This is a genomic window from Priestia megaterium, from assembly GCF_046599315.1.
GTDB classification, from domain to species: Bacteria; Bacillota; Bacilli; order Bacillales; family Bacillaceae_H; genus Priestia; species Priestia megaterium_F.
Window position 1 is genome coordinate 23,345 of sequence record NZ_JBKIKC010000005.1, and the last position, 24,526, is coordinate 47,870.

Genomic DNA, 24,526 nt, shown 5'->3' on the forward strand with positions numbered 1-24,526 from the left:
CTTGTGAAGACAATCTGTGGGGACTGTACACGCATAATATTAGTTAAATATTACCATCCATTTCTTAAAAAGTACATCAAAATGTCTTTCTTACAGAAAGAAAGTAGACATTTATCACAACTGAGCCCACAGCGCCGTATAATATTGAAATTTATTCAAAAAAAGGAGTGTCAATGACTATGAGTTCGTTTAATTCTTCAAAACTTTCTACGACTCTTATTCCCCCTGCTACTTCCTCCTATCCAGTTTCCGGAAGAAAATATACCCTTACTCATTCTGATACAACAGGTCAGCTTTTTTTAAGCATCGGATGTTCATATAACAAGGAGAAGATAGATAAAAATATGCGTGATGAAGTACTAGCTGCTCTTCATGTAACAGATCGACAAGCTGTTATTCAAGGCGAAGTTTTTGTTAGCGGAGGCGAGTTCAGCCGCGATCAGGCACAGCTTCGTTATCAAATTTTCCGTCGTGAGCTCCCGCTTGCCTTAGAAGCAATGTTTTACGGAGACCAAACGTTCTTTCAACATTATCCAGACTTGCTAAATACACCGATCTACATTTATTTTGTATCGGCTTATCAAGAATTTAGAGGGTGGTCCTATTATCAAACTCCGCAATTTTATTTAAAACAAACATGCAGCAGCTAGCACTCTAGTGCATAAACTAATGGGAAATGAACAAGGAAGGGGAATGTCTGATGTACAGTCAATGGGTTTACCCCTATGTGCCACACCGCTATTATCACCCGGTGATTCCTACTACAAATGAAAATTATTTAGAAGCTTATAGATACAACGAGGACTTATTTTCTTATGTTCCTCATGAAGAAGAGGAAGTCAGACCTACACGCGATGTAGACCGCGTGATGAAAATTTTAAAACGCCAGTACCAGTCCATCTACAAAGATGCTCAAAGAGGCGGGATGGATAGCAAACTAACAGAATACTTATTTCGTTCTATTGTAAGGTTTGTTGATGATAACTATAGCAGTTATAGCGGATCCATTAACGAACGTGTCGAAAAAGCCGCGCAGCAGCTAAAAAAATGTGAACCGTGGATATTTGAACTTTTTAACTTATACAGAGTTTCTCCCGCTTCACAAGTTCGAATTACCAATACGATTTTAACCGTTTCATTTGAAAATTTACGTAGAGGAAATGAAGTATCAAACCCTAGATAAACAAAAAACCGCCACGATTGTGACGGTTTTTTGTTATGGTAATACAGTTGCTCCCATTAGATGGCTATCAACTTGTTTAGCTACTTCACGACCTTCATGAATAGCCCATACGATTAAACTTTGCCCGCGGCGAGCATCACCAGCAGCAAAAACTCCTTCAACATTTGTTTTGTAATCTCCATACGCTGCATCTACGCGACGGTTTTTCGTTTCAACACCAAACGCTGATAGGATCGGCTGCTCTGGACCTTCAAATCCAATCGCAATAAAGACAAGCTGAGCTGGCCATACTTTTTCCGTTCCTGGAATTTCGGTAAAGATGTACTGGCCATTTTCACCTTTTACTTTTTCCATTTGAACTGTATGAAGTTCTTTCAGATTGCCTTGCTCATCTGCCACGATTTTTTTCGTTTGAATTGAATATTCACGTGGGTCATCTCCAAATTTCGCCTGGGCTTCTTCATAGGCATATTCAAGATTAAATACATGTGGATATTCAGGCCACATATTATCAGCCGTACGCTCAGCAGGAAGCTGAGGATGTTTGCCAAACTGCACAACACTGCGGCATTTTTGACGAAGAGCAGTAGCTACACAGTCAGCTCCCGTGTCTCCGCCTCCAATAACAATAACGTCTTTTCCTTCAGCATCAATAAATTGACCGTCTTTGAAGTTAGAGTCTAAAAGGCTTTTTGTTGAAGTTGTTAAGTAGTCCATTGCAAAGTGAACTCCTTTTGCTTCACGACCTTCTAATACTAGATCTCTTTGTTTCTGAGCTCCTGTACACAAAATCACAGCATCATATTGTTCTTTTAATTCTTCAGCGGTAATGTCTTTTCCAACTTCCGTATTGGTTACAAAATCAATACCTTCTTGCGTTAGTAAACCAATACGTCTTCCCACTACTTCTTTATCTAGTTTCATGTTTGGAATTCCATATGTTAGTAAACCGCCGGCACGATCGGCTCTTTCATATACAGTCACTGAATGGCCCGCTTGATTGAGCTGATCTGCGCTTGCTAAACCCGCTGGACCAGAGCCAATGATAGCAATTTTTTTGCCCGTTCTCTTCTCAGGAATACGTGGAGTAATCCATCCATTCTCAAAGCCTTTATCAATGATAGCGCGTTCGATATTCTTAATCGAAACCGCTGGATCTGAAATAGCAAGCGTACAAGAACCTTCACACGGAGCAGGACAAACGCGTCCTGTAAACTCCGGGAAGTTATTCGTTTTCATTAAACGGTCTAATGCTTCTTTCCAGCGTCCTTTATAGACTAAATCATTCCACTCTGGAATTAAGTTATAGATAGGACATCCAGAAGTAAAAGCATTAATATCCATTCCCATGTGGCAAAAAGGTGTGCCACAATCCATACATCGTGCTCCTTGACGGCTCAATGCTTCATCAGATAAAGGAGCAGCATATTCTTTCCAATCACCTAAACGTTTTAACGGGTCACGTTCCTTCCCTTTTTCACGTTTAATTTCCATAAATCCTGTTGGTTTTCCCATTGTACTCTCCCCTTTCTTACTGAGCTACCGCTTCTTGTTGTTTTGCCGATGCTTTCTTTTCTTGCTTTGCATTTTCCTCAAACGCACTCATAGCTGCTTCTTCTTCCGTTAGTCCAGCTGCTTTTTGCTCTTCAATGCGATTCATCATACGTTTATAATCATTCGGGATCACTTTTACAAATTTTGAAAGAGATTCTTCCCAATTTTCTAATACAAATGCTGCCTTATGACTGTTCGTATATTTTAGATGATTTGTAATCATCTCTTTTACTTCTTCTGCTTCTTCTCCTTTTAAGCCCTCAAATCCAATCATGTCTTTATTACACAGGTTTTTGAATGCCTCTTGATCATCAGCAAATACGTAAGCGATACCGCCCGACATTCCTGCACCAAAGTTTTTACCTACATCACCTAATACTACAACACGTCCGCCAGTCATATATTCACAGCCGTGATCGCCAATTCCTTCAACCACTACGTTCACACCGCTATTACGAACCGCAAAACGTTCTCCTGCTAGCCCGCTAACATAAGCTTCACCGCTTGTTGCACCGTAAAATGCAACGTTCCCGACGATAACATTTTCCCCTGACACAGCTGTTGTTTCCTTAGGAGGAGCAACAATGATTTTACCTCCTGATAAACCTTTTCCGATATAATCATTTGCATCTCCAGTTAGATACATAGACATTCCTTTTGGAACAAATGCACCAAAACTTTGTCCTGCAGAGCCAGTGAATCGAAGGGTAATCGTATCTTCTGGCAGACCTTTCTCACCGTAACGTTTTGTAACTTCACTTCCTACAATTGTTCCAGCTACACGGTTAATATTAGAAATTGGAAGTTCTAGCTCTACTTGATACTTATGCTCGATTGCTTGCTGGACCGCAGGCAAAATCTTTTGCATATCAAGAGATTGATCAATTTTATGGTTTTGAGGTGTTCTAAAGGTACGTACACCTTCAGCTTGATATAAAAGAGTTGTTAAGTCTAAGTGCTGAGCCTTCCAGTGATTTTTTGCACGTTCGCTAACGCTTAATACGTCTGTACGTCCAACCATTTCATCCACTGTTTTAAACCCAAGTTCAGCCATAATTTCGCGCACTTCTTGCGCCACAAATTTCATATAATTAACGATATGATCTGCTTCTCCTAGGAACTTTTTACGAAGCTCTGGATTTTGTGTTGCCACTCCAACTGGGCATGTATCTAAGTGACATGCACGCATCATGATACAACCTAAAACAATTAAAGGGGCCGTAGCAAAACCAAACTCTTCTGCTCCTAAAAGTGCTGCCATTACGACATCTTTACCCGTCATTAATTTTCCATCTGTTTCAAGTACTACTTTTTCACGAAGACCGTTTAACATAAGCGTTTGATGAGCTTCTGCTAAACCAAGTTCCCACGGTAGTCCCGTATGTTTAATACTTGTTTTTGGAGATGCTCCCGTACCTCCATCGTAACCGCTAATAACAATAACATCTGCTACCCCTTTTGCTACTCCAGCAGCAATCGTTCCTACACCTGCTTTTGAAACTAGCTTGACGCTGATTCGCGCATCACGGTTTATATTTTTTAAGTCATGAATAAGCTGAGCTAGATCTTCAATTGAGTAAATATCATGGTGTGGAGGAGGTGAAATTAAGCCTACTCCTGGCGTTGATCCACGTACATCTGCCACCCATGGATATACTTTGTTTCCTGGAAGCTGACCGCCTTCTCCAGGCTTTGCACCTTGTGCCATTTTAATTTGAAGCTCATCCGCATTCACAAGGTAATGACTTTTTACTCCAAAACGTCCAGAAGCGATCTGCTTAATTGCACTGCGGCGATTATCTCCATTTTCATCCACTGTGTAGCGGCTAGGATGTTCGCCACCTTCACCACTGTTGCTACGTGCACCTAAACGGTTCATCGCAATCGCTAGTGTTTCATGAGCTTCTTGACTTAAAGATCCAAACGACATAGCACCTGATTTAAAACGTTTTACAATCGAATCAACTGATTCCACTTCGTCAATAGAGATAGATGGACGCGTTCCATTAAACGAGAATAGGTTGCGCAAGAAACCGATACGTTCTTCATTAGCCGATTCAGAGAATTTTTTAAACAAACTGTAATCTCCCTTACGGCAAGCCCACTGCAGCGTGTGAATCGTTTTTGGATTAAATGCATGATGCTCACCCGTGTGTCTCCACTGGAAGTCACTTCCTGACTCTAGCGTTTGTTCGATTGTTTCAACATAAGCATTGTCATGACGCGTTTTTGCTTCTTTTGCAATAACATCTAAACCGATACCGCCAAGCTGCGAAGCAGTACCTGTAAAATATTGCTCGATAATCTCTGCACTGATTCCGACTGCTTCAAAAATTTGTGCACCCCGATAACTTTGCACTGTTGAAATACCCATTTTAGACATTACTTTTACGACACCTTCAGTAACGGCTTTTACATATTTCTCAACAGCATAGTCATACGATACGTTCAACGTACCTGCGTTAATTTCATTTTGATATGTTGCAAAAGCAAGATATGGATTAATTGCATCTGCGCCGTACCCAATCAGCGCTGCAAAATGGTGCACTTCACGCGCTTCTCCTGTTTCCACTACAATGCTTGCCTTTGTACGGTTTCCTTTTCGCACCAGGTGCTGGTGCAGCCCGCTGACCGCTAATAGCGCTGGAATAGCTACAGATTGAGCACCTGCTTCACGGTCTGTGAGAACAAGAATGCTAGCACCTGCGTTAATTGCCGCTTCAGCTTCAGCAAATACGCGATTAAGATCTGCTTTTAAATCATTTGTAAACACAGCAGATATGACAGCACTTTTGAAATCTGGATGAACCGCAGACTTCAGCTGATCAGTTTGATCGTTTGTTAAAACCGGTGTCTCGAGCTGAATTCGATGAATATTTTCTTTTGTTGGGTGCAGTAAATTCCCTTCTGCTCCAAGCAATGTCATTGTAGATGTAACCAACTGCTCACGAATAGCGTCAATCGGTGGGTTCGTTACTTGAGCAAACAGCTGCTTAAAGTAATTGAACAACGATTGAGGACGATCAGACAACACAGCTAATGGAGTATCGTTACCCATTGAGCCAAGCGGATCTTTTCCTTCTGTAATAACTGGAACTAAATATTTATGAATATCTTCATACGTGTAGCCAAAAGACTTCTGGCGAATAACTAAATCATCGAAGTATTCAGATTTTTTCCGAGGCACTTCTGGCAACGTTACCAGCTGTTCATCTAACCACTCTTGATAAGGCTCAGCCTGTGCCATTTCAGATTTGATTTCTTCATCTGAAATAATCCGGCCCTCCTCTAAGTCGATGAGAAGCATTTTTCCTGGGCTTAAACGATCTTTATATAACACATTTTCATCTTCAACATCGATGACGCCTACTTCTGATGAAAGAATGATGTAATCATCTTTTGTGACATAATAGCGAGCTGGACGTAAACCGTTACGATCTAAAATGGCACCGATTTGCTTACCATCGGTAAACGAAATAGCAGTCGGTCCATCCCATGGCTCCATTAATGCGCTATGATACTCATAGAAAGCACGTTTTTCTTGTGACATGTGCGGATTCTCAGACCAAGGCTCTGGAATAAGCATCATCGCTGCATGCGCTGGCTTGCGGCCGGCCAATACAAAAAACTCTAGCGCATTATCTAACATGGATGAGTCGCTTCCTTCCGCATCTAAAATTGGAAGAATCTTCGGCAAATCCTTACCAAACGCGTCCGAAACAAACTGCTGTTCACGTGCTTTCATCCAGTTTTGATTACCACGAAGCGTATTGATTTCACCGTTGTGAATTAAATAACGGTTTGGATGTGCTCTTTCCCAGCTTGGGAACGTGTTTGTGCTAAAGCGAGAATGCACTAAAGCAAATGCTGAAGTAAAGTCTTCATCTTGTAGGTCAAGATAAAAAGCATCCACTTGCTCAGGCGTTAATAGCCCTTTGTACACAATTGTTCTGCTTGAAAGACTCGTAAAATAAAAACGGTTTTGACGCGCCTGTGCCCAATTTTCTGCTTGCTTACGGATAATATATAGTTTGCGTTCAAACGCTAAGTCATCTTTAATGCTGTCATTTGCTCCAATAAATACTTGTCGTACGTACGGACAGCTCTCTTTTGCAACTTTTCCGATTTTTCCGACATTTACAGGTACAGTTCTCCAACCTAATAACGTTTGTCCCTCTTCTTCAATTAATTCATTAATGTAAGCTTCAATTTCTCGACGCTCGTCTTCGTTATTTGAGAAAAAGATCATTCCAACTCCATAACGACCTTTTTCTGGCAAGTTCAATTCAACGCATGTCTTTTTAAAAAACGCGTGTGGAATTTGTACCATTAATCCAGCCCCATCTCCTGTTAGCGGATCGCTTCCCTGTCCGCCTCGATGGTCAAGCTGGCAAAGCATATTTAGTCCTTTTTTAACGATATCATGTGACGCTACGCCTTTCAATTGAGCGTATAGTCCGATTCCACATGCATCGTGCTCAAATTCAGGACGGTAGAGACCTTGAGCTTTTGGCATTTGATTGTATGTCATCTTCTTCTCCCCCGTTCGTTTTCTTTATCTTTTTAAGATCACCTGTTTACATTGTAAGTTTTCAAATCAATATAAACAATATATAATTTAGATAAAACTAATCTAATTTTGATATATATAGATGGAGGATGCCTATGGAACTGCGTCAATTACGCTATTTTATGGAAGTTGCAAAAAGAGAACACGTATCTGAGGCGGCAGAATATCTGCATGTTGCTCAATCAGCAATCAGCCGTCAGATCGCAAACCTAGAAGCTGAACTAGGTGTTAGTTTATTCAAGCGCGAAGGAAGAAATGTCAAGTTAACAGCAATAGGAAAAGTCTTTCTTGAGCATACGGAGACGGCTATGAAAGCTATCGACTATGCGAAAGAGCAAATTGATGAGTACTTGGATCCCGAAAGAGGAACGATTAAAATCGGATTTCCAACAAGCCTTGCTAGTCACCTGCTTCCTACTATTATATCAGCCTTTAAAGAAGAGCACCCAAATGTTGCTTTTCATCTTAGACAAGGTTCGTACAAATTTTTAATTGAATCAGTCAAAAAAAGAGATATTAATATCGCTTTTTTAGGCCCTGTTCCCGTAGAGGACCAAAGTATAGAAGGGCATATTCTATTCACTGAAAATCTTTTAGCTCTTGTTCCTTCTCATCATCCGCTCGCTGAACGGGATAATATCCGGCTGCGCGATTTAAGAAACGAAAATTTTGTGCTATTTCCAAAAGGGTTCATTTTACATAAAATGGCCTTTGATGCTTGTAAACAAGCAGGATTCATGCCAAACATTTCATCTGAAGGAGAAGATTTAGATGCGATTAAAGGTCTTGTATCCGCAGGGATTGGCGTCACGCTTCTTCCTGAAAGCACAGTGTCTGAAACGACCCCTCGTTTTACTACTAAGCTTGCCATTCACACGCCACAGCTTCAGCGTACAGTCGGGATGATTATTCCTAGAAATCGTGATTTAGCACCTTCTGATAAAATTTTTTATAAATTTGTCAAAACCTTTTTTGAACGTTTGGAGCAGTACAAATAAGAGAGGCAATGCCTCTCTTTTTTTTCGTTTCACACACTGTTTCTCAGCTGATTAATAGTATAAATAGATTTCCTTCCCTCTACGGATAACATGCATTGACGCTTACCGGACTCTTTCTTATACTGAAGTAACTGACTAAAAAGAAACAAGGTGACTGCTATGGATTTTAAAATTAATTTTTTATCATTTTACGTAATACAAGGAGAAGGAAAAGAAGAACAGGCCTCTAAACAATATAAGCATTTTCAAACGCTTGATACGGAAGAGTATGAAGAAAGTCCCATTAAAGATTTTTTAGACGGTGAGTTTAAAAAAATTGTCAAACGCAAAGTAGAGCGACACCCCAAAGCGGAACAAGTGCCTACAAAACTCGGGTATTTTATAGTTGAACCAGGACATTCTCTCGATTCAAACCCTAATTATAATTTATTTCACCGCACTCGTTTTGCTACAACCAAAGAAGAATTTGAAGAAAACAGCGAACAGTTTATCAATGCTTACCTTGATACTGCAGCCGTTCGAGGAGGAGCATTTTTAGTTGTATCTGCTGTTCCAAGAAAATATTTTGATTATGCTTTTGTATTTATTTTAAAATGTGACTTTGAGCCAAAAGTGGCTTCAATTTCAGATGAATCAACTCTCATTCGCCATGTGGAGATGGCGATTACTACTAAAAATATGAAATCTATTCAGTATCCCTACATGCCTGAAGAAGGCATGGTCGAAGAAAGCGAACTCGTCATCCACCAAGCGTCTCATGCCCGTTACTTTGAAGACTTCTTGAAATTCATTGACTACAACGAGCCGATGCCTGAGATTATGAAAACACAAGTGATGGATATGGTGCGTGAACACGTCAGCGAAACGTTTGAAGCGGAAAGCGTAGAACTCGAACAGTTTGAGTCGGACATGGAACTGTGGGCAACAAGTGAAAAGCGTGAGCTTCAAGAACGTTTAGATACCCATCAAGTCATGGAAGCTGCTGCTCATATCGTCGAGCATACGCCTGATGCAGAGCTAAAAATGAAGCTTGGTGAAACAGAGATTAAAGGACTGTTAGCTGATTTCGGGGAAAATATTCACTTAGCAAAAGTGAACGGACGCTACGTGGCTTTAATTGAAGCAGAATCGATTCTGTTTGACAAAGGCGCTTCTCCGATTGAGTTTCATAAGCCGGATGATTTGCACGGGATTATTGAAAAGATTAGCAGTAAGAAATGGGAAGAATGAACAAAAGACAGAGAGCTGAGTATGTGCTCTCTGTCTTTTGTTTAACTGAAAAAGGAGCTTTATTCCTTATCTATCTTAATTAATGCTCTACTAATTGGCTCACCGCAACATTTTGTTCATTTTCGGGCTGACCTAACGGATAAATTCTTACCGTATCATTTTCTTCGCTTACATGTTGAATATAAACAGCCGTATTGTTATACGTAACGTTAGCCATAACGGATGAATCAGCAATTTGTTTCGCTCGCTGCTTGTCCACGTTTCTTCCCCCCTCCATGTTGACATACATATAAGGTTTGCTTAAACAATGGATGCTATTCGCCGTCCAGAGCAGTTCTACCGTTTTTTAGCGGTTCGGTAGCCAAGGTAAAAAACGAAAGAAGTATAGGTAATAAATGCTGCTCCCGCTAGCAAGATCATTTTGTGCTGATGCCAAAGAGTTACATATGTTTTGATGAAGATTCCCTTTGTAAGTAAAACATATTGATACACAATAAAAGCAACCACTAAAGCAAGAAACAGCACTCGAAACAAACGAATGAAATCAATATTAGATAAAACGGAAGCAGCTTTTACCCAGGGTGATGTAGGAGGTTGTGCCTTTTTAGTGCTTCGGCCTTTCGACTTTTGTTGCTTTGAAGGCGGAGCTTTTGATTCCTCTATTTTAGGTGCTGGTTTTTGTTTTCCTTGAGCCATCGGTCCCTTTCCCTCTTTCTTAAATAAAGTGTCTAAAAAAGAAGCTTTTCTATTTTGCATATTCAAGAAAGGGTTTGCTATTTCCTTTTTCACCTAAAAAATACTTTCCTTTTTTAAATATAGAATGTCTTTAGATATATGCCCAGAGCATTTTTCTTATCTTCGCATACGTTATATCGTGTTTGATTTGAATTTACTATTTAAAAGGAGAGATGCCCTAATGAACCCTTATTATTTCAACCCTGGATACATTCCTCAACAAGTTGATTATTCAGTTCAACAATACTACCCTCCATACGTACCACAGCATGAAGAATACGATGAGAGACAGCAGCTTCAAAACCTTGGAGGATTTGAACGAAGAATTCGTGCGCTTGAAAGACAAAATGAGGAGCAAATCAGAGAGATTACTCGTTTGAATCGCGTTGTGGAGCGACATACTGACCGTATAAACAGATTAAATCAGCGCTTACGCAATGTAGAAAGAAGACTTAACATTCCATTTACAGCAAGCCAGGATGGATTTTAAATTCACCTTAAGCATTCTCGTTTCTTTTGAGCGAGAATGCTTTTTCACGTATCTTTCCTCGTTTTTAACAGCACGAAGGATATTTGATTAAACTTTACATAAAATAAAATTTGACTATTAAAAAGAAAAGGAGAAAATTACATGAAATCCCCTGTTGTTATTTGCCCTAACTGTCATTCTCAAAAAGAGCTGGCTACTGTTCTAACTGCTCAATCCAATCAAAACGTTATTTATACATGTTCAGCTTGCGGCTACAAGCTGACAAACATCAAAACAAGCAAAGGATAATGAGTATTCCTCGCCTCACGTACCTATAAACACTACGTTCTTCATTTCCACATACAAAAATTAACGTTTACGTAAATGTCATTAATTTTGTATACTGATAGTATCATGGGAAAGGGAGTTGAAGAAGTTGAAGTTTAAAATGAAGGAACGGGGGCAGCTGCACTTGAGTCCCGAAGGAAAACAGTTAATTTTAGACTTATATGAGTCAAATATGATGGAATCTGCAAATGAAGCTTTGGATGCTGAAACGAGAAGCTTTCATAGTGGAAAAGCCGATGGGATACAGGCTATTTTACTTCTTTTAGGGGTACAGCTAGAAGAAAACACTTCACAATCATAAATGAATGCTCTATAAAAATTATAAAAGCAGACGCACTCTTCTGGTGAATGCGCCTGCTTTTTATAATTCTTCCTGCTCAAATTTTACAATTGCAGCCTTAGCACGATCTCTCAGTGACAGAAGGTCAGACTCTACCTTTAAGATGTTTTTCTTCTTCTGTTCAATTAGCTTTAGCTGCTCTTCAACCGTATGTAACACTTGCTCTAACTTTTCTTTTTGTTGACTTGTTCCTTTCACTTGCCTATAATCCATCTTTTGTATTTCAAGAGTATCACTTAAAGCAAGAAATTCCTGTAATTCTTGAAGTGAAAAACCCATGACTTCTTTGGCATTCGTAATTTTTTTTAAGAATTCTACGTGTTCTTCAGTGTACAGGCGAAATCCACCTTCACTTCTTGGAGGTGCTGGCATCAACCCAATTTGTTCATAATAACGAATCGTACGTTTTGTTAAACCGCTTTGCTTCGCTACATCATCTATTTTTAGTTCACTCATTTTTAAATCCCCTTTAATCAATTAACAATGTCAACTTTTCGTACTTGTTACTATTATACACTAACGCTAAGCATCTCAAAACAAATCCGAACGGCGTGCACTTATTTAAAAATAAATAAGCAATTTCTTCACCCTTTTTTAGAGTAAAAAAATTGCTTATACAGTATATGCTGGGTTCTTTTCTCTAAAACATTATCATGAATGCCATTTTGTTAATTTACGATTTAGCATACAAATTAATAAATTTGTTTTTTGATCCTTCTTCTTTCTATCCACTAACTGTCTATTAACTTGTATGTAGCTCTTCTCTTTCTGTACTAGCCCCGCCTGCGCTGAGTACACCGATAGCCACGCATGCTATCCAACCTAGTTTCATTATAACAGAAAGCGCTTACATAATAAAGTGTTATGCTTTAATTTCTAAAAAGTTATAAATAACATCAGGAGGGCTTTTTATCCCCCCTGCTGATTTATTAAATAGAACCGGTGATGATACGCCTTTATAAAATAGTAAATAAGGTATTTTAATAAGCTACTTTATAAATCAAAAACCGTTCATACGGATTTTTACGATCCAACTCTGGCAGCATCACTTCTTCTTTTAAAACAAAAGAAGGGTGTTTTTCGAGATGATGAAGATAATCCTCCGAACTATAATATAAAATTAAATCAATCTCACGCTTATTGTCTTCCCACGAAAGCAAAATATTGTTCACTACTTGGATAAAAATTTGAACTGAAAAAGGATTAAAAAAATAAAAACAGTTATCCAGTGGGTGAATCTCATATTCTTGGGCTAAACAGCAGTGAAAATGAATATCACGTTTGCGGCTCTTGGCTTTTTTCAAATAGCGCCTTTGATTATCTATGGCCTGTTCATAAAAGTGCTCATTCATTTCTATCCCTACAGCGGTGGCATTACATAGGTAGTTCACATAAAAATTCAGCCTTCCTTTTCCGCACCCGAAGTCGACAATTCTATCGCTGCTTGTCAGCTCATACTGGGTGAAAAGTGTTTCTAATGCACTATAAGGCGTGGGTTCATACCGATGATAATGAAGTGAATCATTAAACCCTTTTTGTTCTCCCGTTGTTTTTATATTTAATAAAGCGTCATAGTATTGCTCATTCATAGTCAATCTCCTGTTTATAGTTGTTGAAAAAGAGAAAGAAGGACAAATGTCCTTCTTTCTCACTCCACCTTTACACGCATTTCTGATATTTTAAGACCTATTTCTTCGATTAACTGCACAGCTTCCGCTCGTTTTTGATCATCTAGCGTGCTGATTTCTAGTATATCTATGCTTTTCAAATATTGATAAGAGGCTTTAAGACGTTCTAAAGTATCTTCTTGCTCAAACTTTTTCACCATTATCTCCTCCAGTATATGTAGTTACTGTATGTATACCACAAACATGTACGTAATAAATCTAACATGTTTAATAAATACTAAACGTATCTGATTTATCTAAGAGGAAATGCACTTTTAATGGCTGATATATACTCAAAAAATTCCTCGGTTTTAGAATTTTTACGTTCATTTCTAGTATTGGTTGCAAAAAAAGCTTCTCTTTGCGCTTTACTTATCTCAATTTGAACACCCATCCGCCTAGCTGTTTTATTGGTGATATTTCTAGGGCTTATACCGGAAAAAGGATCTTGATCTGATAAAATTTCTGCACTAAAACCTTTGGAAACAAGCGCTTCATGCACTTTGGACCTTAACGCCTTGTCAGCACCGCCAATTTTAGTATGTTTTTCATTTTTATCATTGTATCCGTGAAAAGATACTGCATAGTCTTCTTTAGATATAATAGTTAACGCATGAGGTTCATCAAAATGAGTGGATGTGATATGAAGAACGGCATTTCCTGATTTCTTTAACCCTTCAAATATATAGTACGAGTATTCGTTTCCTGCTAGACCAACAGCAAGTTCGGTTGTTCCAGTTTCGATACCTCCGCCGTGTATTGCAAGCATTATAATATTGGAAGGTCTGATTTCAAATTGAATTTTGTAGTCTTGGTTATATACTTCATAAGAGGCAAGTTCAGAGAAGCTAGCATATTTATCTGGCATCATATATCCTCCTTGTGAATAAGACATAGTAAATAAACTTATTAGTCCTTTCTTTAATGTACCACATCTTTTCTTTCATCACATACTATGTGATTGCAATTGCCAATAAATATGGTACGATTAGATTCGAGTTTCTTGCTCGTTAAAAGTTCACCAGATAGTCAAAATTTTCATTTTTAAGCATTCCGTTTTTACCTTATAATAAAGGATGTACTTATTTTCAATTGATAATTCGACATTTTTCCTTGTTTTTTTTAAAAGTTCAAGGAATGTTAACAAATTTTACGAGCAACCTTGATGTAATTACGATTTTTTTTTGTTAAAATAGTTTAGTTGATTAATAAAGATTAGGTTTATTCATGCAAGAATAAGCTCAAAAAGGAGAATTGCTGTGAAAAATACCGAAGTTATCACAAAGGAATCACTTCCTATCAATCAGTATTTTTCCCGGGAAGTAATCAGTGCTATTATAAAAACTGGGATTATTAAATCGAACTCACTAGGAATGGTTGCTGGGCTTTGTCTCGCAATTGCTGTTAATGACTTAAGCTTTGTGACACAAATTCCTCTCATTATTTTGGCTTTAATTGGGACATCCTTTGTCGTAGGAGGAGCTGGGGCAGTTAATAACTTCTACGACCGTGATATCGATGCTATTATGAAACGTACGAAAGACAGACCGACAGTAACAGGAGCGGTCAACCCTAAATTTGCCTTATGGTTAGGACTGGCTTTATTTGTTATTGGTGTGGGCATTTTATTTTTAGTTTCTAACATGGCCGCGATCATGGGTATTTTAGGATTTTTCTTTTATGTAGTGCCTTACACTATGCTTACAAAACGTACAACAATTTATAACACCGAAGTCGGAAGTATTTCTGGAGCCATGCCTCCAATCATTGGATGGGCTGCTATTTCACCAGACTTATTTCATCCGGTAGCAATTGGATTGTTTGTATTTATGTTTTTATGGCAGCCTCCTCACTTCTACGCTATTGCGATCAGAAGACTCGAGGAATATAAAGCCGCAGGTGTACCAATGCTTCCTGTAGTAAAAGGTATCCGTCGTTCAAAAGTCCAAACGCTTGTATACTTAGTTATTTTACTAGCGGCCTCTTTCTTATTTTTATCGTTTAGTAAAATTATTGCATTTACAATGTTCGGTTTAACACTAGTATGGATGCTTCTTGGCATTTTTGGATTTAAAAAATTAGAAGATACAAAATGGGCTACTTTAATGTTTGTGTTCTCATTGAATCACCTTACCATTATTTTTGCCCTTATGATTGTACTGTCATTTTTCAAGTAATAAGCTGTGGAAAAGCAGGTAGCTATCAGCTACCTGCTTTTATAATAGATACATCCTTTCCTTCGAGTGAAATCATTCCTCCGTATCTCGCCGAAACTGCGCCACCTAAGGCGTTGGCAAACATTGTGTACTGCTTCCATGAATCCTCACTTTCAGGCAACCCTTTTTCGTGAACACACCATAGAATTCCTGCCATAAATGCATCACCCGCTCCTGTCGTGTCTATCACCTGAACTTCTTTTGCATTTACATGAAGCGTCTGATTTGCAGTAACAGCTACTGCACCATTTTTTCCTTGAGTCACCCACACGTATGGAATATGATACGCTCTCAGTTTTTCTATGCTTTCTGTAAGGTCTACTGAGTTCATCAAAAATAGCAGCTCATCCTGAGAAATTTTCAAAATGTCTGTTTCGTACAAAAACTGTGTTACGATATTTCTACATGCTTCTTCACTTTCCCACCTTTTCATTCGAATATTTGGATCAAATGCTACAAGCATAAGATGTTTTTTCGCCAGCTTTACAGCTTCTTTTGTAGTTTCCTGGGAAATCGGATGAAACAAAGTACCTGATCCAAAATAAAAAATCGCTGCCTGCTCAAATAAAGCTTCCTGCAGCTGATGTTTATACACTTGCTCTTGAGGTGTAGAATCTACATAGGAGTGGAAGTAACGTTCTCCTTCTTCATTTTTATGTACATATACTTCACAAACTTTTTTAGCTTCCGCTGTTACACAGCCGCTTTGGTTTACTCCTTCAATTAAGAGTTTCTTTCTCACGAAATCACTTGTTTCATCACTGCCTAACTTGCAGATATAATATGCTTTTGCTCCTAACTTCTGAACTCCGACTGCTACATTAACGGTGGTCCCTCCTAAAAAAGGATCAAAGCTAGTGTTAGATTCGTTTTTAGCAATATAATCAATAAATACCTCACCGTATGAAATAATTCCTTTTTTCACGTTAACCCTCACCTTCTTTCTTCTGTCTCCCAACGCATTTGACACATACACACACTTTTCCTCTACTTTCTAAAGGAACTTGTTGAAACACATCAGGAGTAAAAACTTCCTGCATACACCAACACTTTTCTAGTTCTTTGCCTTGCACAAAAGCACAGTTATTTTTCTCTCCACAGATAGGACATCTGCTATCACCGCTTGAAAATGGCATGAATCCCTCTCCTTTTTTCTTCTATGCCGTTGTATAGGTTATCTTTATTAGTATACAAGAGGTGGTTGAAATTCGCTTTCTACTTTTTGATATTTTCATTTTCAACTTCTCCTATTCTTGATACTATACATATAACAGAAATAACGCATTGCGAAAGGAGCCTTTATGACAACAAATTTATTTCACCAAAAACCCCTTGCTACATGGATGCGTGAATATCCTTTATTAACACCTTTAATCAACAAGCAGGAAATACTTTGGATAAATTCTTATATAAGACCTGCTCAACAAGCACTTTCGTCTCTTTCTTTACACACCAAAGATATAAAGAATGCCAATAAACGACTTTCTCGCTTTTCTTCTTTTCTTCAAATCGCTTTTCCGGAACTGAAAGCATCACAAGGAATAATTGAATCACCTCTTCAAGAAATTACATATATGAAAGACTATTTAAATCAACAAACGAATAACAAGCTGCAAGGAAAATTACTAATGAAATGCGATCATGACCTTCCCGTATCAGGTTCTATTAAAGCAAGAGGCGGCATTTATGAAGTATTAAAATTTGCTGAAAGCCTTGCGATTAAAGAGGGGCTACTTACCGAGGAAAGCAGCTACGCTCTTCTAGCTGAAGAACGATGTAAAAAGTTATTTTCTTCTTATTCTATTGCAGTAGGCTCTACCGGTAATTTAGGTTTAAGCATTGGTATTATGAGCGCCACTTTAGGCTTTAACGTCACCGTCCACATGTCAGCCGACGCTAAGAAGTGGAAAAAAGATTTGCTTCATTCGAAAGGTGTAACAGTTATCGAATATCAGTCTGACTACGGAAAAGCCGTAGAAGAAGGACGAAAGCAAGCCGAAGCAGATCCGACCTGTCATTTTATTGACGATGAACAGTCTAGAGATTTATTTCTCGGTTATTCCGTGGCTGCTTTACGTTTGGAAAAGCAGCTAGCCGAGCAGCAGATTCAAGTAGACGCCGAACATCCTTTGTTTGTCTATCTACCTTGCGGAGTAGGCGGCGGTCCTGGCGGTATTACGTTTGGGTTAAAAGCAATATACGGTGATCACGTTCACTGCTTTTTCGCTGAGCCTACTCACTCTCCTTGCATGCTGCTTGGAGTAATGACCGAGTTACATGATCGCATTTCCGTTACAGATATTGGCCTTGATAACGTAACGGCTGCCGATGGACTAGCCGTCGGAAGGCCATCTAGTTTTGTAGGCGAAACGATAAAATCGCTTGTTAGTGGAATTTATACCGTAGAAGATGATCAGCTTTTCCGATTTATTTACGAGCTAGCCAATCGTGAAAATTTATATGTAGAACCTTCAGCAGCGGCTGGTTTACAGGGGCCTCTTCACCTGATGGAAAGCGGATCTTCATATATACAGGCGCAAGGGCTAGAAAACACTATGTCACAAGCTACTCATCTTGTATGGTCAACTGGAGGCAGTATGGTGCCAACTGATGTGATGAATAGTTATTACGAACAAGGAAAAAATCTAATGAGTAGATAACGTCAAAAGGCATGAAGAAAAATTATGTTCTTCATGCCTTTTTAGACGAAGTAGCTCGCTGAAAGATAGGCTGCCAAATCTCAAATGAAAAATACCCTGACTTATAGCTCCCGCTTGTACCCATAATTGAAATTTTTACTTTCCGGTATCCTTTTTTCCATAAAAAAGTGCCTGCAAACACCTCAATTTGTTCCACTTTCTTTCTTCTAATAATCGTTGTTTTCCGTGTTAAAAACTGCGATCGAATACTGACAAATACCTCATTCATCATCAAGCCGCCTTGGCGATAGCCCAACCAGTGAATAAGTACATATGCAAGGCATAGTACGGCAATAATCCACACAAACATAGATTTCCAAAAGCTGATGCCAATCCCTGCCGCGGCAAATAACAAGAGCGGTAATATTAATGGGTACCATGCATATTGAATAGCTGTATTTCCTGGACACTTTATATATTCATAGTGCGGCACATATACATTCATTAATGCTGCAATCTCTTTTTGTTGGATAAACGGGTGCAAATAGACCTTTTCTTTTAAATCAGAGGTTACTACGTTTAAGGAAACGGCAGACCATCCAAATAATCGTCGAACCAATCCTTCTTCTATCGTAACAGCCTGTATTTTATGAAATGGAATCGTAAGGGATTTCTTATTTAACAGTCCGTATTCAATATGTAGATAATGATCATAGCGTTCTACTGTAAAACCACCAAATCGTATCACATACAAAACGATAGACAGCAAATAAGCAAGCACCACAATTACAGCCACTAATACAAATAAACCAAGCATCGATTGATGAATGACTTCTTCGTAAGCTGTCTTCACCCAGCGATTGATATACGTATCAATATACTGATAGAGAAAACCAAGAGCAGCAAAAATATAGCCGAAATTCCCAGAAAACGCAGCAGCTAACGCAAGCTGTTTCACCGACACTTTCATCGTACGCTCAGGATTTTTTTCTCTTATTTCCAGCTGACTTCCTGACAGCTTTAACGTATCTTTAAGATAGTGTGCTTCTTTTAGTGAAATACCAGATAAATCAATTTCAGCATCCGTACCGCTGCTGGCCGTGTCAATACGAAGCCGGGCTAAGCGAAGAATTCTAAACACAAATGGCTGATCCAACTGAATCGACTGAATGCGATTTCGTTGAATAAATCGTTTTTCTTTTTTAAAAACCCCTTTGTACAGACGCACTTCCGTTTCCGTTACTTCATAACGAAATTCCCTCCAGGTAAAAAAAGCAAATAAAGCGACTACGCCTCCCGCTAATAGCGTTGCCCACCAATATGTAAACAACAGATGCCGATTGACAATAAACACAAACACAAAAGGCAGGATATTATTTTTTATATGTTCAATAAATGCAATTGCAATATATAACGGATGCAGCCGCTTACTCATCTTCATCATCTACCTCTGCTAGTCTAGCAATATACTCTCGCAGTGCTTCAGCATCTCTTTGGCATAGTGCAGGAATTTCAACACTTCCAGCTGCCGTGATGATTTTAACAGAGGCCAAGTCGAATTTCCGAAAAATCGGCCCTGTCAAAGTCTCAACGTGCTGCACTTTCACAAGCGGAATTTTCGTATGATACCAAATGAATAGTCCTCTTTGTACATCAATTTGAGTATCTGTCACTTCATATGAATATACATTTATATATACACTTGGAGCTATAACTGTATATATGATAAAGCTAACGACTAATAGTCCCGCTGATATCCATCCAATTATTGACCACCAATCAAAAAAATAAACGAGTAGAAAATAACCCGCCGTTGCCAAAAGCCACAGCCCATGCATAAAAATTGATTGCCAGCGCATCGCTTTCTTAGCCTCGATGGGCAGCTTTCCCTTTAAATGTTCAAACTCCATAAAAACTCCTTTCTCTACCTTTTTTAATAGCACCATTACTATTTTACGTTAAAAAAGGAAAAAAGTTTCACAGTTTACCATTTTCTTATTATTTTCGATTAAAAATAAAACAAGGCCACCTATTTCTAGGCAGCCGTGTTTTATCGATAAACGCCGTCTTTCTCTCCGTGTACAACGGCAGCTCTTTCCACTGCTTCGGATACCGCCTCATGTACAGCTAGATTAAGAGGGTGAGGAACTAAATCGCCTGGACGCGTTGAATTTGCAATGGCCTCAGCTGCAGCTACAAGCATCGTGTGCGTAATATCGCGCACTCCGGCATTTAATACCCCTCTGAAAATACCTGGGAAGCCAAGTACATTATTCACTGACCTTCCGTCAGTAGCGTAAATAGCTCCTGCTTCAAGGGCATCTTCAGGTTCAATTTCTGGCTTTGGATTAGAGAGCGCTAGGATAATTTGCCCTTTTCGAACCCATTCTTTTTGAATTAAGCCCGGCACACCTGTTGTCGCAATGACAATGTCACAGCTTTCCATAAGCTCTTCTAACGAATCCGCTACTTTTCCACCGTAGCTAACTAAGCGCCCGTTTGCCTCGGGAGACTTATCAGCTCCTATTACTTGTTCGACGCCGTAAGCCATGAACATTCTGCACGTAGCGATACCGGCAGCTCCTAAGCCAATCTGGCCTACTTTTGCTTCTTTCAAATTCACACCTGTGCTGCGACAAGCTGAAATAGCTGCTGCTAGTGTCACAACTGCTGTTCCGTGTTGATCATCATGCATAACTGGAATATCAAGTTCTTCTTTTAAACGTTCTTCAATTTCAAAGCAGTGAGGCGAGCCAATGTCTTCTAGTAAAATACCACCAAATCCCGGTGAAATATTTTTAACCGTTTGAATGATTTCTTCCGGCTCATTTACATTCAATAAAATGGGGATAGCACTTACATTGGCAAGTTGATCAAATAACGCAGCTTTTCCTTCCATAACCGGCATTCCTGCAACTGGGCCAATATTTCCTAGCCCTAATATAGCTGTACCATCCGTTACGATCGCAACCGTATTTCCAATGCTTGTATAAATCTTAGCTTTGTCGGGCTGTTCTTGAATAGCGCGGCAAACGTTTGCTACACCTGGCGTATACACTCTTCTTAAGTCAGCGAGCGACTCAATTTTCATTTTACTTTTCATTTGAATCTTACCGCCTTCATGCGCATGAAGAACTTCATCTGATACTGTATGTAAAGTAATACCTTCTAAACTGCGAACCGCTTCAAGCAATTCGTCAAGCTGATCTTCACTTTCTACTTGAACCGTAATGCTTCTCATAGTGTAGTTATGTCCTACTTTAACGGTTTCAACTTCGCCAATATCTCCTCCAACATTTCCAATGGCTGTTGCTACTCTTCCTAAGTTTCCTGGTACGGTTGGCGTTTGTACCATTAATGTGCGTATCAAATTATTCATCATATCCCCCTTGTCCTAATTCTACAGTACATATGCTTACTAAATGAAGCGTTTAAAATAGTTTAAAATAGTTAAATTACCCATAAATTCATGTTATCTACTTATCTTACAAGTAAGTCTATACGTACGCTCTATTCTATTAAAAGAAAAATAATAGATAACGCTTTCAAACAAACGTTTCGCTTTGATTATAAGCAAAGTTTTTAAAATAATCAAGCGATGACATTGTGAAAATTCATAAATTATTAAGAAGGAATTTGTTCTTCATAAACAGAAAAGACTTAAGAGAGAAGAAACAAAGGAGTGAATCAATTGAAATCAATTTGTGTATTCGCAGGATCAAGCGCTGGAATAAAAACTGAATATAAAGAAGCTGCGGTATCGCTAGGGCGTTACATGGCCGAAGAAAACTACCGGCTCATTTACGGAGGCTCACGAATGGGTCTAATGGGAGAAGTCGCAAATGAAATGCTACAGCATGGAGGCGAAGTCATTGGTATTATGCCCCGTGGTTTATTTAGCGGTGAAATCGTTCATACCGCGCTGACAGAACTCATCGAAGTAGAGAGCATGCATGAACGAAAAGCAGCTATGCACGAGTTAGCTGATGCTTATATTGCGCTTCCTGGAGGTTTTGGGACATTTGAAGAATTGTTTGAAGCTCTTTGCTGGGCTCAAATTGGTATACATAAAAAACCAGTGGGATTATTAAATGTAAACGACTACTACAACCCGCTTATGCAAATGGTTCAGCATGCTGTAGATGAAGGGTTTTCTACGGATTCTGCTATTCGTCTAATCAACATTTCAGATAATCCCAAACAGCTTATCTCTTCAATGGATACCTACACGTCTCCTTCAGAGGACCAAAAATGGAACACTGAACGCTAAGCTAAAAAGCAAGCGCATAATTTGCGCTCGCTTTTTAAGCCTTATTAAAAAGTAATCTTATATTTTTTTACACCAAAAACAAAAGGGCTATCTATTGGCTTTAAAGACTGGTGCTGAACTTTACTAAATTCCCCTTTTTCTAATAATTTAGTAAAGGCTATTTTCCCTTCCATTCTTGCTAGCGGTGCTCCTAAGCAAAAGTGGACTCCAAACCCAAAGCTCACGTGAGGATTTGTTTTGCGATTGACTACAAAAGTGTTAGGGCGTTCAAACTTAGCTGAATCTCTATTTGCACTTGCTGCCCAGCTAATTACCTGCTGCCCTTTTTTAATTTTACATCCTCCAAGTTCTACATCTTCAGCAGCTATGCGTCCAATCGCTTGAATAGGGGGATAATAGCGAAGAGTTTCTTCTACGAGGTTCGGAACTAGGGATATGTCTTGACGAACTTCACCCTGCACATCTAAGTCTTCTGTCATATACCGAACTCCGTTAGTAATTAAATTTGTTGTTGTTTCATTGCCTGCTACTAGCAATAGAATACAAAACCCCAGTACTTCTTCTTCAGTTAAATGTTCGCCGTCAATTTCTGCTTCTAAAAGTAGCGAAATAAGATCTTCTTTTTTATTTTTCTGACGCACAGCAATGATTTCTTTAAAATACCGTTGTAAAAAAAGCACGCTATCATTACGCTTTTGCATCATTTTCGCAAAAGCTTCATCGGAATTATTTTCAGCACCGCTCACTAAGTCATCGGAATACTTTTTGAACAGTGCTCGATCTTGTATAGGTACTCCTAGTAGCTCTGCTATTACAATAATCGGCAGTGGTCCAGCAAAGTCTTCTACTATATCAAACTGTTTTTTGCTGCTTACTTCATTTAATAAATAATCTGCAATCTCTTCAATATGACTCTCCAAATGCTGAATAGCTCTTGGCGTAAAAGCTTTGTTCACTAAGTTTCGTAATTTTGTGTGTTTGGGAGGATCCATCATTAAAATACTTTCTTGGCGTTCTTCCATTGCTCGTCTAGATGAAAAAAGCGATGGGTTTTTAAAAATATATTTTACGGTTTCATAATCAAATACATCCCAGCAGTTTCGGCTCTCATCGTAACGAATAGGTGCCTCCTGACGCAGGCTGTTATAAATATCAAATGGGTAAAGCTGCTGTTCGACAGACTTAATTTCTTGCATAGGAATCAAGTTAGCATAACGATTTTCTCTTTTCACTGCTTTTAGGTTCATCTTGTCTTCCTTCTTTCGTTTAAAAGTAAACTTGGTAAGGTTTTTAATCGGCTACGGATAAAAGAATTTTTTTCCATCTTTTATCTTTTGATAAGCCTATCATAAGGTTTTTGCACTTTCAATGGACATAATCAGAAAATTTTGTCAATTATACTGAAGGCTTATTTTACTTAGGGTCTAAATAAGTGATTTTTTTCCACTTATGCAGTCCATTTATCTTATTTCATAATAATCATATAAATGGTTACACTACAAGTAAGTACGTAAGAAAGTAGGGATCTCATGTGATAGATGCCCTTATGTGGGGTGGTGTCTCAGGCTCAGCTGTACTAATAGGAGCTATTATAGCTATCTTTGCACCTTTAAAAAAACAGCTGACTGCTTATATTATGGCTTTTGGTACCGGCGTTTTGTTAGGAGCTGCTGCCTACGAGCTCATTCAAGATTCGGTAAAAGAAGCGGGCATTACTGCTGCTTCTTCAGGCTTCTTAACAGGCGCAGCACTTTTTACTCTTCTTGACATGTCCCTAGCTAAAAAAGGCGCTCACAAAAGAAAGCGTTCTAACCACCTTGCCCCCGCTAGCTCGGGACTAGCCATTTTTATTGGTACCATTATGGATGCTATACCTGAGTCACTTATGATTGGCGCAAGTTTGATTGAACAGCACCACGTTAGCTGGCTGCTTGTTGTCTCTATATTTATCAGCAATATACCCGAAGGAATCTCCGGGACAAGCGGACTACTAAAAAGTCAATACAACCATAAGAAAATTTTTTCATTATGGCTTTCGGTTTTTTTTATATCAGCTCTTTGCTCTTGGATTGGATACCTATTTCTTCAAAGTGCTACCCCAAATATGATGGGGTTTATTGCCTCATTCGCCGGTGGAGGAATTATTGCAATGGTTGCTTCTACGATGTTGCCGGAAGCATTTGAAGAAGGTGGTCCTATTATTGGTTTTATCGCTTCATTAGGGTTATTAACTTCTATTATTTTGGATTATCTGTCTTTTTAATGAATAAACTTATATTTTTTATGAAACAAAAAATATAGGTCTTT

At 38.8% G+C, this 24,526-nt stretch carries 25 protein-coding genes; 11 read left to right on the plus strand and 14 right to left on the minus strand.

Going from position 1 to position 24,526, the window contains the following annotated elements; all coding sequences use genetic code 11:
* Positions 1–179 precede the first annotated feature (179 nt).
* Complete coding sequence (locus ACLHDF_RS16695; RefSeq protein WP_413919834.1) at positions 180–650, plus strand: staygreen family protein; 471 nt, start codon at positions 180–182, stop codon at positions 648–650.
* Between the two features lie 50 nt (positions 651–700).
* A complete protein-coding gene (locus ACLHDF_RS16700; RefSeq protein WP_413919835.1) occupies positions 701–1,183 on the plus strand; it encodes a hypothetical protein in 483 nt (160 codons plus the stop codon).
* 33 nt (positions 1,184–1,216) lie between these two features.
* Here the strand turns inward: ACLHDF_RS16700 and gltD are convergent, their stop codons facing one another.
* Together gltD and gltB are read right to left on the minus strand one after the other, a co-directional pair.
* Positions 1,217–2,698: a glutamate synthase small subunit gene (gltD, locus tag ACLHDF_RS16705; protein ID WP_413919836.1), complete on the minus strand. Its 1,482-nt coding sequence runs from the start codon at positions 2,696–2,698 to the stop codon at positions 1,217–1,219.
* 16 nt (positions 2,699–2,714) lie between these two features.
* Entirely contained in the window at positions 2,715–7,268 is a 4,554-nt protein-coding gene (gltB, locus tag ACLHDF_RS16710; RefSeq protein WP_413919837.1) for a glutamate synthase large subunit, read from the minus strand.
* 134 nt (positions 7,269–7,402) lie between these two features.
* Between gltB and ACLHDF_RS16715 the strand changes: the two genes are divergently transcribed.
* Together ACLHDF_RS16715 and ACLHDF_RS16720 are read left to right on the plus strand one after the other, a co-directional pair.
* Positions 7,403–8,305 carry a LysR family transcriptional regulator gene (locus ACLHDF_RS16715; RefSeq protein ID WP_413919838.1) on the plus strand — a complete coding sequence of 301 codons (903 nt, stop codon included), beginning with the start codon at positions 7,403–7,405 and terminating at the stop codon, positions 8,303–8,305.
* 159 nt (positions 8,306–8,464) lie between these two features.
* Positions 8,465–9,535 (plus strand): DUF3900 domain-containing protein, encoded by a 1,071-nt coding sequence (locus tag ACLHDF_RS16720; protein ID WP_413919839.1) that lies wholly within the window; start codon positions 8,465–8,467, stop codon positions 9,533–9,535.
* 79 nt (positions 9,536–9,614) lie between these two features.
* Here the strand turns inward: ACLHDF_RS16720 and ACLHDF_RS16725 are convergent, their stop codons facing one another.
* Together ACLHDF_RS16725 and ACLHDF_RS16730 are read right to left on the minus strand one after the other, a co-directional pair.
* Complete coding sequence (locus tag ACLHDF_RS16725) at positions 9,615–9,794, minus strand: H-type small acid-soluble spore protein (RefSeq protein WP_413919840.1); 180 nt, start codon at positions 9,792–9,794, stop codon at positions 9,615–9,617.
* 77 nt (positions 9,795–9,871) lie between these two features.
* Positions 9,872–10,231, minus strand: a complete 360-nt coding sequence (locus ACLHDF_RS16730; RefSeq protein WP_413919841.1) for a hypothetical protein — start codon at positions 10,229–10,231, stop codon at positions 9,872–9,874.
* A 220-nt stretch (positions 10,232–10,451) separates the two neighbouring features.
* Here ACLHDF_RS16730 and ACLHDF_RS16735 point away from each other — a divergent pair, with 220 nt between their 5' ends.
* From ACLHDF_RS16735 to ACLHDF_RS16745, 3 genes are all read left to right on the plus strand, one after another.
* Entirely contained in the window at positions 10,452–10,760 is a 309-nt protein-coding gene (locus tag ACLHDF_RS16735) for a hypothetical protein (protein ID WP_413919842.1), read from the plus strand.
* A gap of 141 nt (positions 10,761–10,901) precedes the next feature.
* Positions 10,902–11,048: a hypothetical protein gene (locus ACLHDF_RS16740; RefSeq protein ID WP_013056796.1), complete on the plus strand. Its 147-nt coding sequence runs from the start codon at positions 10,902–10,904 to the stop codon at positions 11,046–11,048.
* A gap of 127 nt (positions 11,049–11,175) precedes the next feature.
* Positions 11,176–11,388, plus strand: coding sequence for a hypothetical protein (locus ACLHDF_RS16745; RefSeq protein ID WP_328242298.1), 213 nt, complete (start codon positions 11,176–11,178; stop codon positions 11,386–11,388).
* A gap of 60 nt (positions 11,389–11,448) precedes the next feature.
* Here the strand turns inward: ACLHDF_RS16745 and ACLHDF_RS16750 are convergent, their stop codons facing one another.
* The 4 genes from ACLHDF_RS16750 to ACLHDF_RS16765 all read right to left on the minus strand — a co-directional run bounded on the left by ACLHDF_RS16750 (position 11,449) and on the right by ACLHDF_RS16765 (position 13,962).
* Positions 11,449–11,883, minus strand: a complete 435-nt coding sequence (locus ACLHDF_RS16750) for a MerR family transcriptional regulator (protein ID WP_413919843.1) — start codon at positions 11,881–11,883, stop codon at positions 11,449–11,451.
* Between the two features lie 524 nt (positions 11,884–12,407).
* A complete protein-coding gene (locus ACLHDF_RS16755; RefSeq protein ID WP_413919844.1) occupies positions 12,408–13,016 on the minus strand; it encodes a methyltransferase in 609 nt (202 codons plus the stop codon).
* A 59-nt stretch (positions 13,017–13,075) separates the two neighbouring features.
* On the minus strand, positions 13,076–13,252 hold the full coding sequence (locus ACLHDF_RS16760) for a hypothetical protein (RefSeq protein ID WP_413919845.1): 177 nt from the start codon (positions 13,250–13,252) through the stop codon (positions 13,076–13,078).
* Between the two features lie 95 nt (positions 13,253–13,347).
* Positions 13,348–13,962, minus strand: a complete 615-nt coding sequence (locus ACLHDF_RS16765; protein ID WP_413919846.1) for a poly-gamma-glutamate hydrolase family protein — start codon at positions 13,960–13,962, stop codon at positions 13,348–13,350.
* A gap of 391 nt (positions 13,963–14,353) precedes the next feature.
* Between ACLHDF_RS16765 and cyoE the strand changes: the two genes are divergently transcribed.
* Positions 14,354–15,271 carry a heme o synthase gene (cyoE, locus tag ACLHDF_RS16770; protein WP_413919847.1) on the plus strand — a complete coding sequence of 306 codons (918 nt, stop codon included), beginning with the start codon at positions 14,354–14,356 and terminating at the stop codon, positions 15,269–15,271.
* A gap of 25 nt (positions 15,272–15,296) precedes the next feature.
* On the opposite strand, the gene ACLHDF_RS16775 is transcribed toward cyoE, so the two are convergent.
* Together ACLHDF_RS16775 and ACLHDF_RS16780 are read right to left on the minus strand one after the other, a co-directional pair.
* Positions 15,297–16,235 carry a carbohydrate kinase family protein gene (locus ACLHDF_RS16775; protein ID WP_413919848.1) on the minus strand — a complete coding sequence of 313 codons (939 nt, stop codon included), beginning with the start codon at positions 16,233–16,235 and terminating at the stop codon, positions 15,297–15,299.
* Position 16,236: 1 nt separating this feature from the next.
* On the minus strand, positions 16,237–16,446 hold the full coding sequence (locus ACLHDF_RS16780; protein ID WP_413919849.1) for a cysteine-rich CWC family protein: 210 nt from the start codon (positions 16,444–16,446) through the stop codon (positions 16,237–16,239).
* Positions 16,447–16,611: 165 nt separating this feature from the next.
* Between ACLHDF_RS16780 and ACLHDF_RS16785 the strand changes: the two genes are divergently transcribed.
* A complete protein-coding gene (locus tag ACLHDF_RS16785; protein ID WP_413919850.1) occupies positions 16,612–17,970 on the plus strand; it encodes a D-serine ammonia-lyase in 1,359 nt (452 codons plus the stop codon).
* Positions 17,971–18,001: 31 nt separating this feature from the next.
* Here ACLHDF_RS16785 and ACLHDF_RS16790 read toward each other — a convergent pair whose 3' ends face one another.
* The 3 genes from ACLHDF_RS16790 to ACLHDF_RS16800 all read right to left on the minus strand — a co-directional run bounded on the left by ACLHDF_RS16790 (position 18,002) and on the right by ACLHDF_RS16800 (position 21,331).
* Positions 18,002–19,384 carry a PH domain-containing protein gene (locus tag ACLHDF_RS16790; protein WP_413919851.1) on the minus strand — a complete coding sequence of 461 codons (1,383 nt, stop codon included), beginning with the start codon at positions 19,382–19,384 and terminating at the stop codon, positions 18,002–18,004.
* The gene (locus ACLHDF_RS16795) at positions 19,377–19,859 is read right to left on the minus strand and encodes a PH domain-containing protein (protein WP_413919852.1); all 483 of its coding nucleotides are present in this window, start codon (positions 19,857–19,859) and stop codon (positions 19,377–19,379) included. The genes ACLHDF_RS16790 and ACLHDF_RS16795 overlap by 8 nt, the downstream gene beginning before the upstream one ends.
* Before the next feature lie 140 nt (positions 19,860–19,999).
* Complete coding sequence (locus tag ACLHDF_RS16800) at positions 20,000–21,331, minus strand: NAD-dependent malic enzyme (RefSeq protein WP_413919853.1); 1,332 nt, start codon at positions 21,329–21,331, stop codon at positions 20,000–20,002.
* A gap of 309 nt (positions 21,332–21,640) precedes the next feature.
* Here ACLHDF_RS16800 and ACLHDF_RS16805 point away from each other — a divergent pair, with 309 nt between their 5' ends.
* Positions 21,641–22,219 (plus strand): TIGR00730 family Rossman fold protein, encoded by a 579-nt coding sequence (locus ACLHDF_RS16805; RefSeq protein ID WP_413919854.1) that lies wholly within the window; start codon positions 21,641–21,643, stop codon positions 22,217–22,219.
* 44 nt (positions 22,220–22,263) lie between these two features.
* On the opposite strand, the gene ACLHDF_RS16810 is transcribed toward ACLHDF_RS16805, so the two are convergent.
* Entirely contained in the window at positions 22,264–23,466 is a 1,203-nt protein-coding gene (locus tag ACLHDF_RS16810; protein ID WP_413919855.1) for a cytochrome P450, read from the minus strand.
* Between the two features lie 284 nt (positions 23,467–23,750).
* Between ACLHDF_RS16810 and ACLHDF_RS16815 the strand changes: the two genes are divergently transcribed.
* Positions 23,751–24,482 (plus strand): ZIP family metal transporter, encoded by a 732-nt coding sequence (locus ACLHDF_RS16815; protein ID WP_413919856.1) that lies wholly within the window; start codon positions 23,751–23,753, stop codon positions 24,480–24,482.
* Positions 24,483–24,526: the final 44 nt, after the last annotated feature.

Bases quoted from the DNA above. Each gene is read 5' to 3' on its own strand.
- ACLHDF_RS16780 (WP_413919849.1), bottom strand. From the start codon at position 16,446: ATGCCATTTTCAAGCGGTGATAGCAGATGTCCTATCTGTGGAGAGAAA.
- ACLHDF_RS16735 (WP_413919842.1), top strand. From the start codon at position 10,452: ATGAACCCTTATTATTTCAACCCTGGATACATTCCTCAACAAGTTGAT.
- ACLHDF_RS16795 (WP_413919852.1), bottom strand. From the start codon at position 19,859: ATGGAGTTTGAACATTTAAAGGGAAAGCTGCCCATCGAGGCTAAGAAA.
- gltB (WP_413919837.1), bottom strand. From the start codon at position 7,268: ATGACATACAATCAAATGCCAAAAGCTCAAGGTCTCTACCGTCCTGAA.
- ACLHDF_RS16785 (WP_413919850.1), top strand. From the start codon at position 16,612: ATGACAACAAATTTATTTCACCAAAAACCCCTTGCTACATGGATGCGT.
- ACLHDF_RS16720 (WP_413919839.1), top strand. From the start codon at position 8,465: ATGGATTTTAAAATTAATTTTTTATCATTTTACGTAATACAAGGAGAA.
- ACLHDF_RS16755 (WP_413919844.1), bottom strand. From the start codon at position 13,016: ATGAATGAGCAATACTATGACGCTTTATTAAATATAAAAACAACGGGA.
- ACLHDF_RS16810 (WP_413919855.1), bottom strand. From the start codon at position 23,466: ATGAACCTAAAAGCAGTGAAAAGAGAAAATCGTTATGCTAACTTGATT.
- ACLHDF_RS16800 (WP_413919853.1), bottom strand. From the start codon at position 21,331: ATGATGAATAATTTGATACGCACATTAATGGTACAAACGCCAACCGTA.
- ACLHDF_RS16750 (WP_413919843.1), bottom strand. From the start codon at position 11,883: ATGAGTGAACTAAAAATAGATGATGTAGCGAAGCAAAGCGGTTTAACA.
- ACLHDF_RS16740 (WP_013056796.1), top strand. From the start codon at position 10,902: ATGAAATCCCCTGTTGTTATTTGCCCTAACTGTCATTCTCAAAAAGAG.
- ACLHDF_RS16695 (WP_413919834.1), top strand. From the start codon at position 180: ATGAGTTCGTTTAATTCTTCAAAACTTTCTACGACTCTTATTCCCCCT.
- ACLHDF_RS16765 (WP_413919846.1), bottom strand. From the start codon at position 13,962: ATGCCAGATAAATATGCTAGCTTCTCTGAACTTGCCTCTTATGAAGTA.
- ACLHDF_RS16715 (WP_413919838.1), top strand. From the start codon at position 7,403: ATGGAACTGCGTCAATTACGCTATTTTATGGAAGTTGCAAAAAGAGAA.
- ACLHDF_RS16700 (WP_413919835.1), top strand. From the start codon at position 701: ATGTACAGTCAATGGGTTTACCCCTATGTGCCACACCGCTATTATCAC.
- gltD (WP_413919836.1), bottom strand. From the start codon at position 2,698: ATGGGAAAACCAACAGGATTTATGGAAATTAAACGTGAAAAAGGGAAG.
- ACLHDF_RS16790 (WP_413919851.1), bottom strand. From the start codon at position 19,384: ATGAGTAAGCGGCTGCATCCGTTATATATTGCAATTGCATTTATTGAA.
- ACLHDF_RS16730 (WP_413919841.1), bottom strand. From the start codon at position 10,231: ATGGCTCAAGGAAAACAAAAACCAGCACCTAAAATAGAGGAATCAAAA.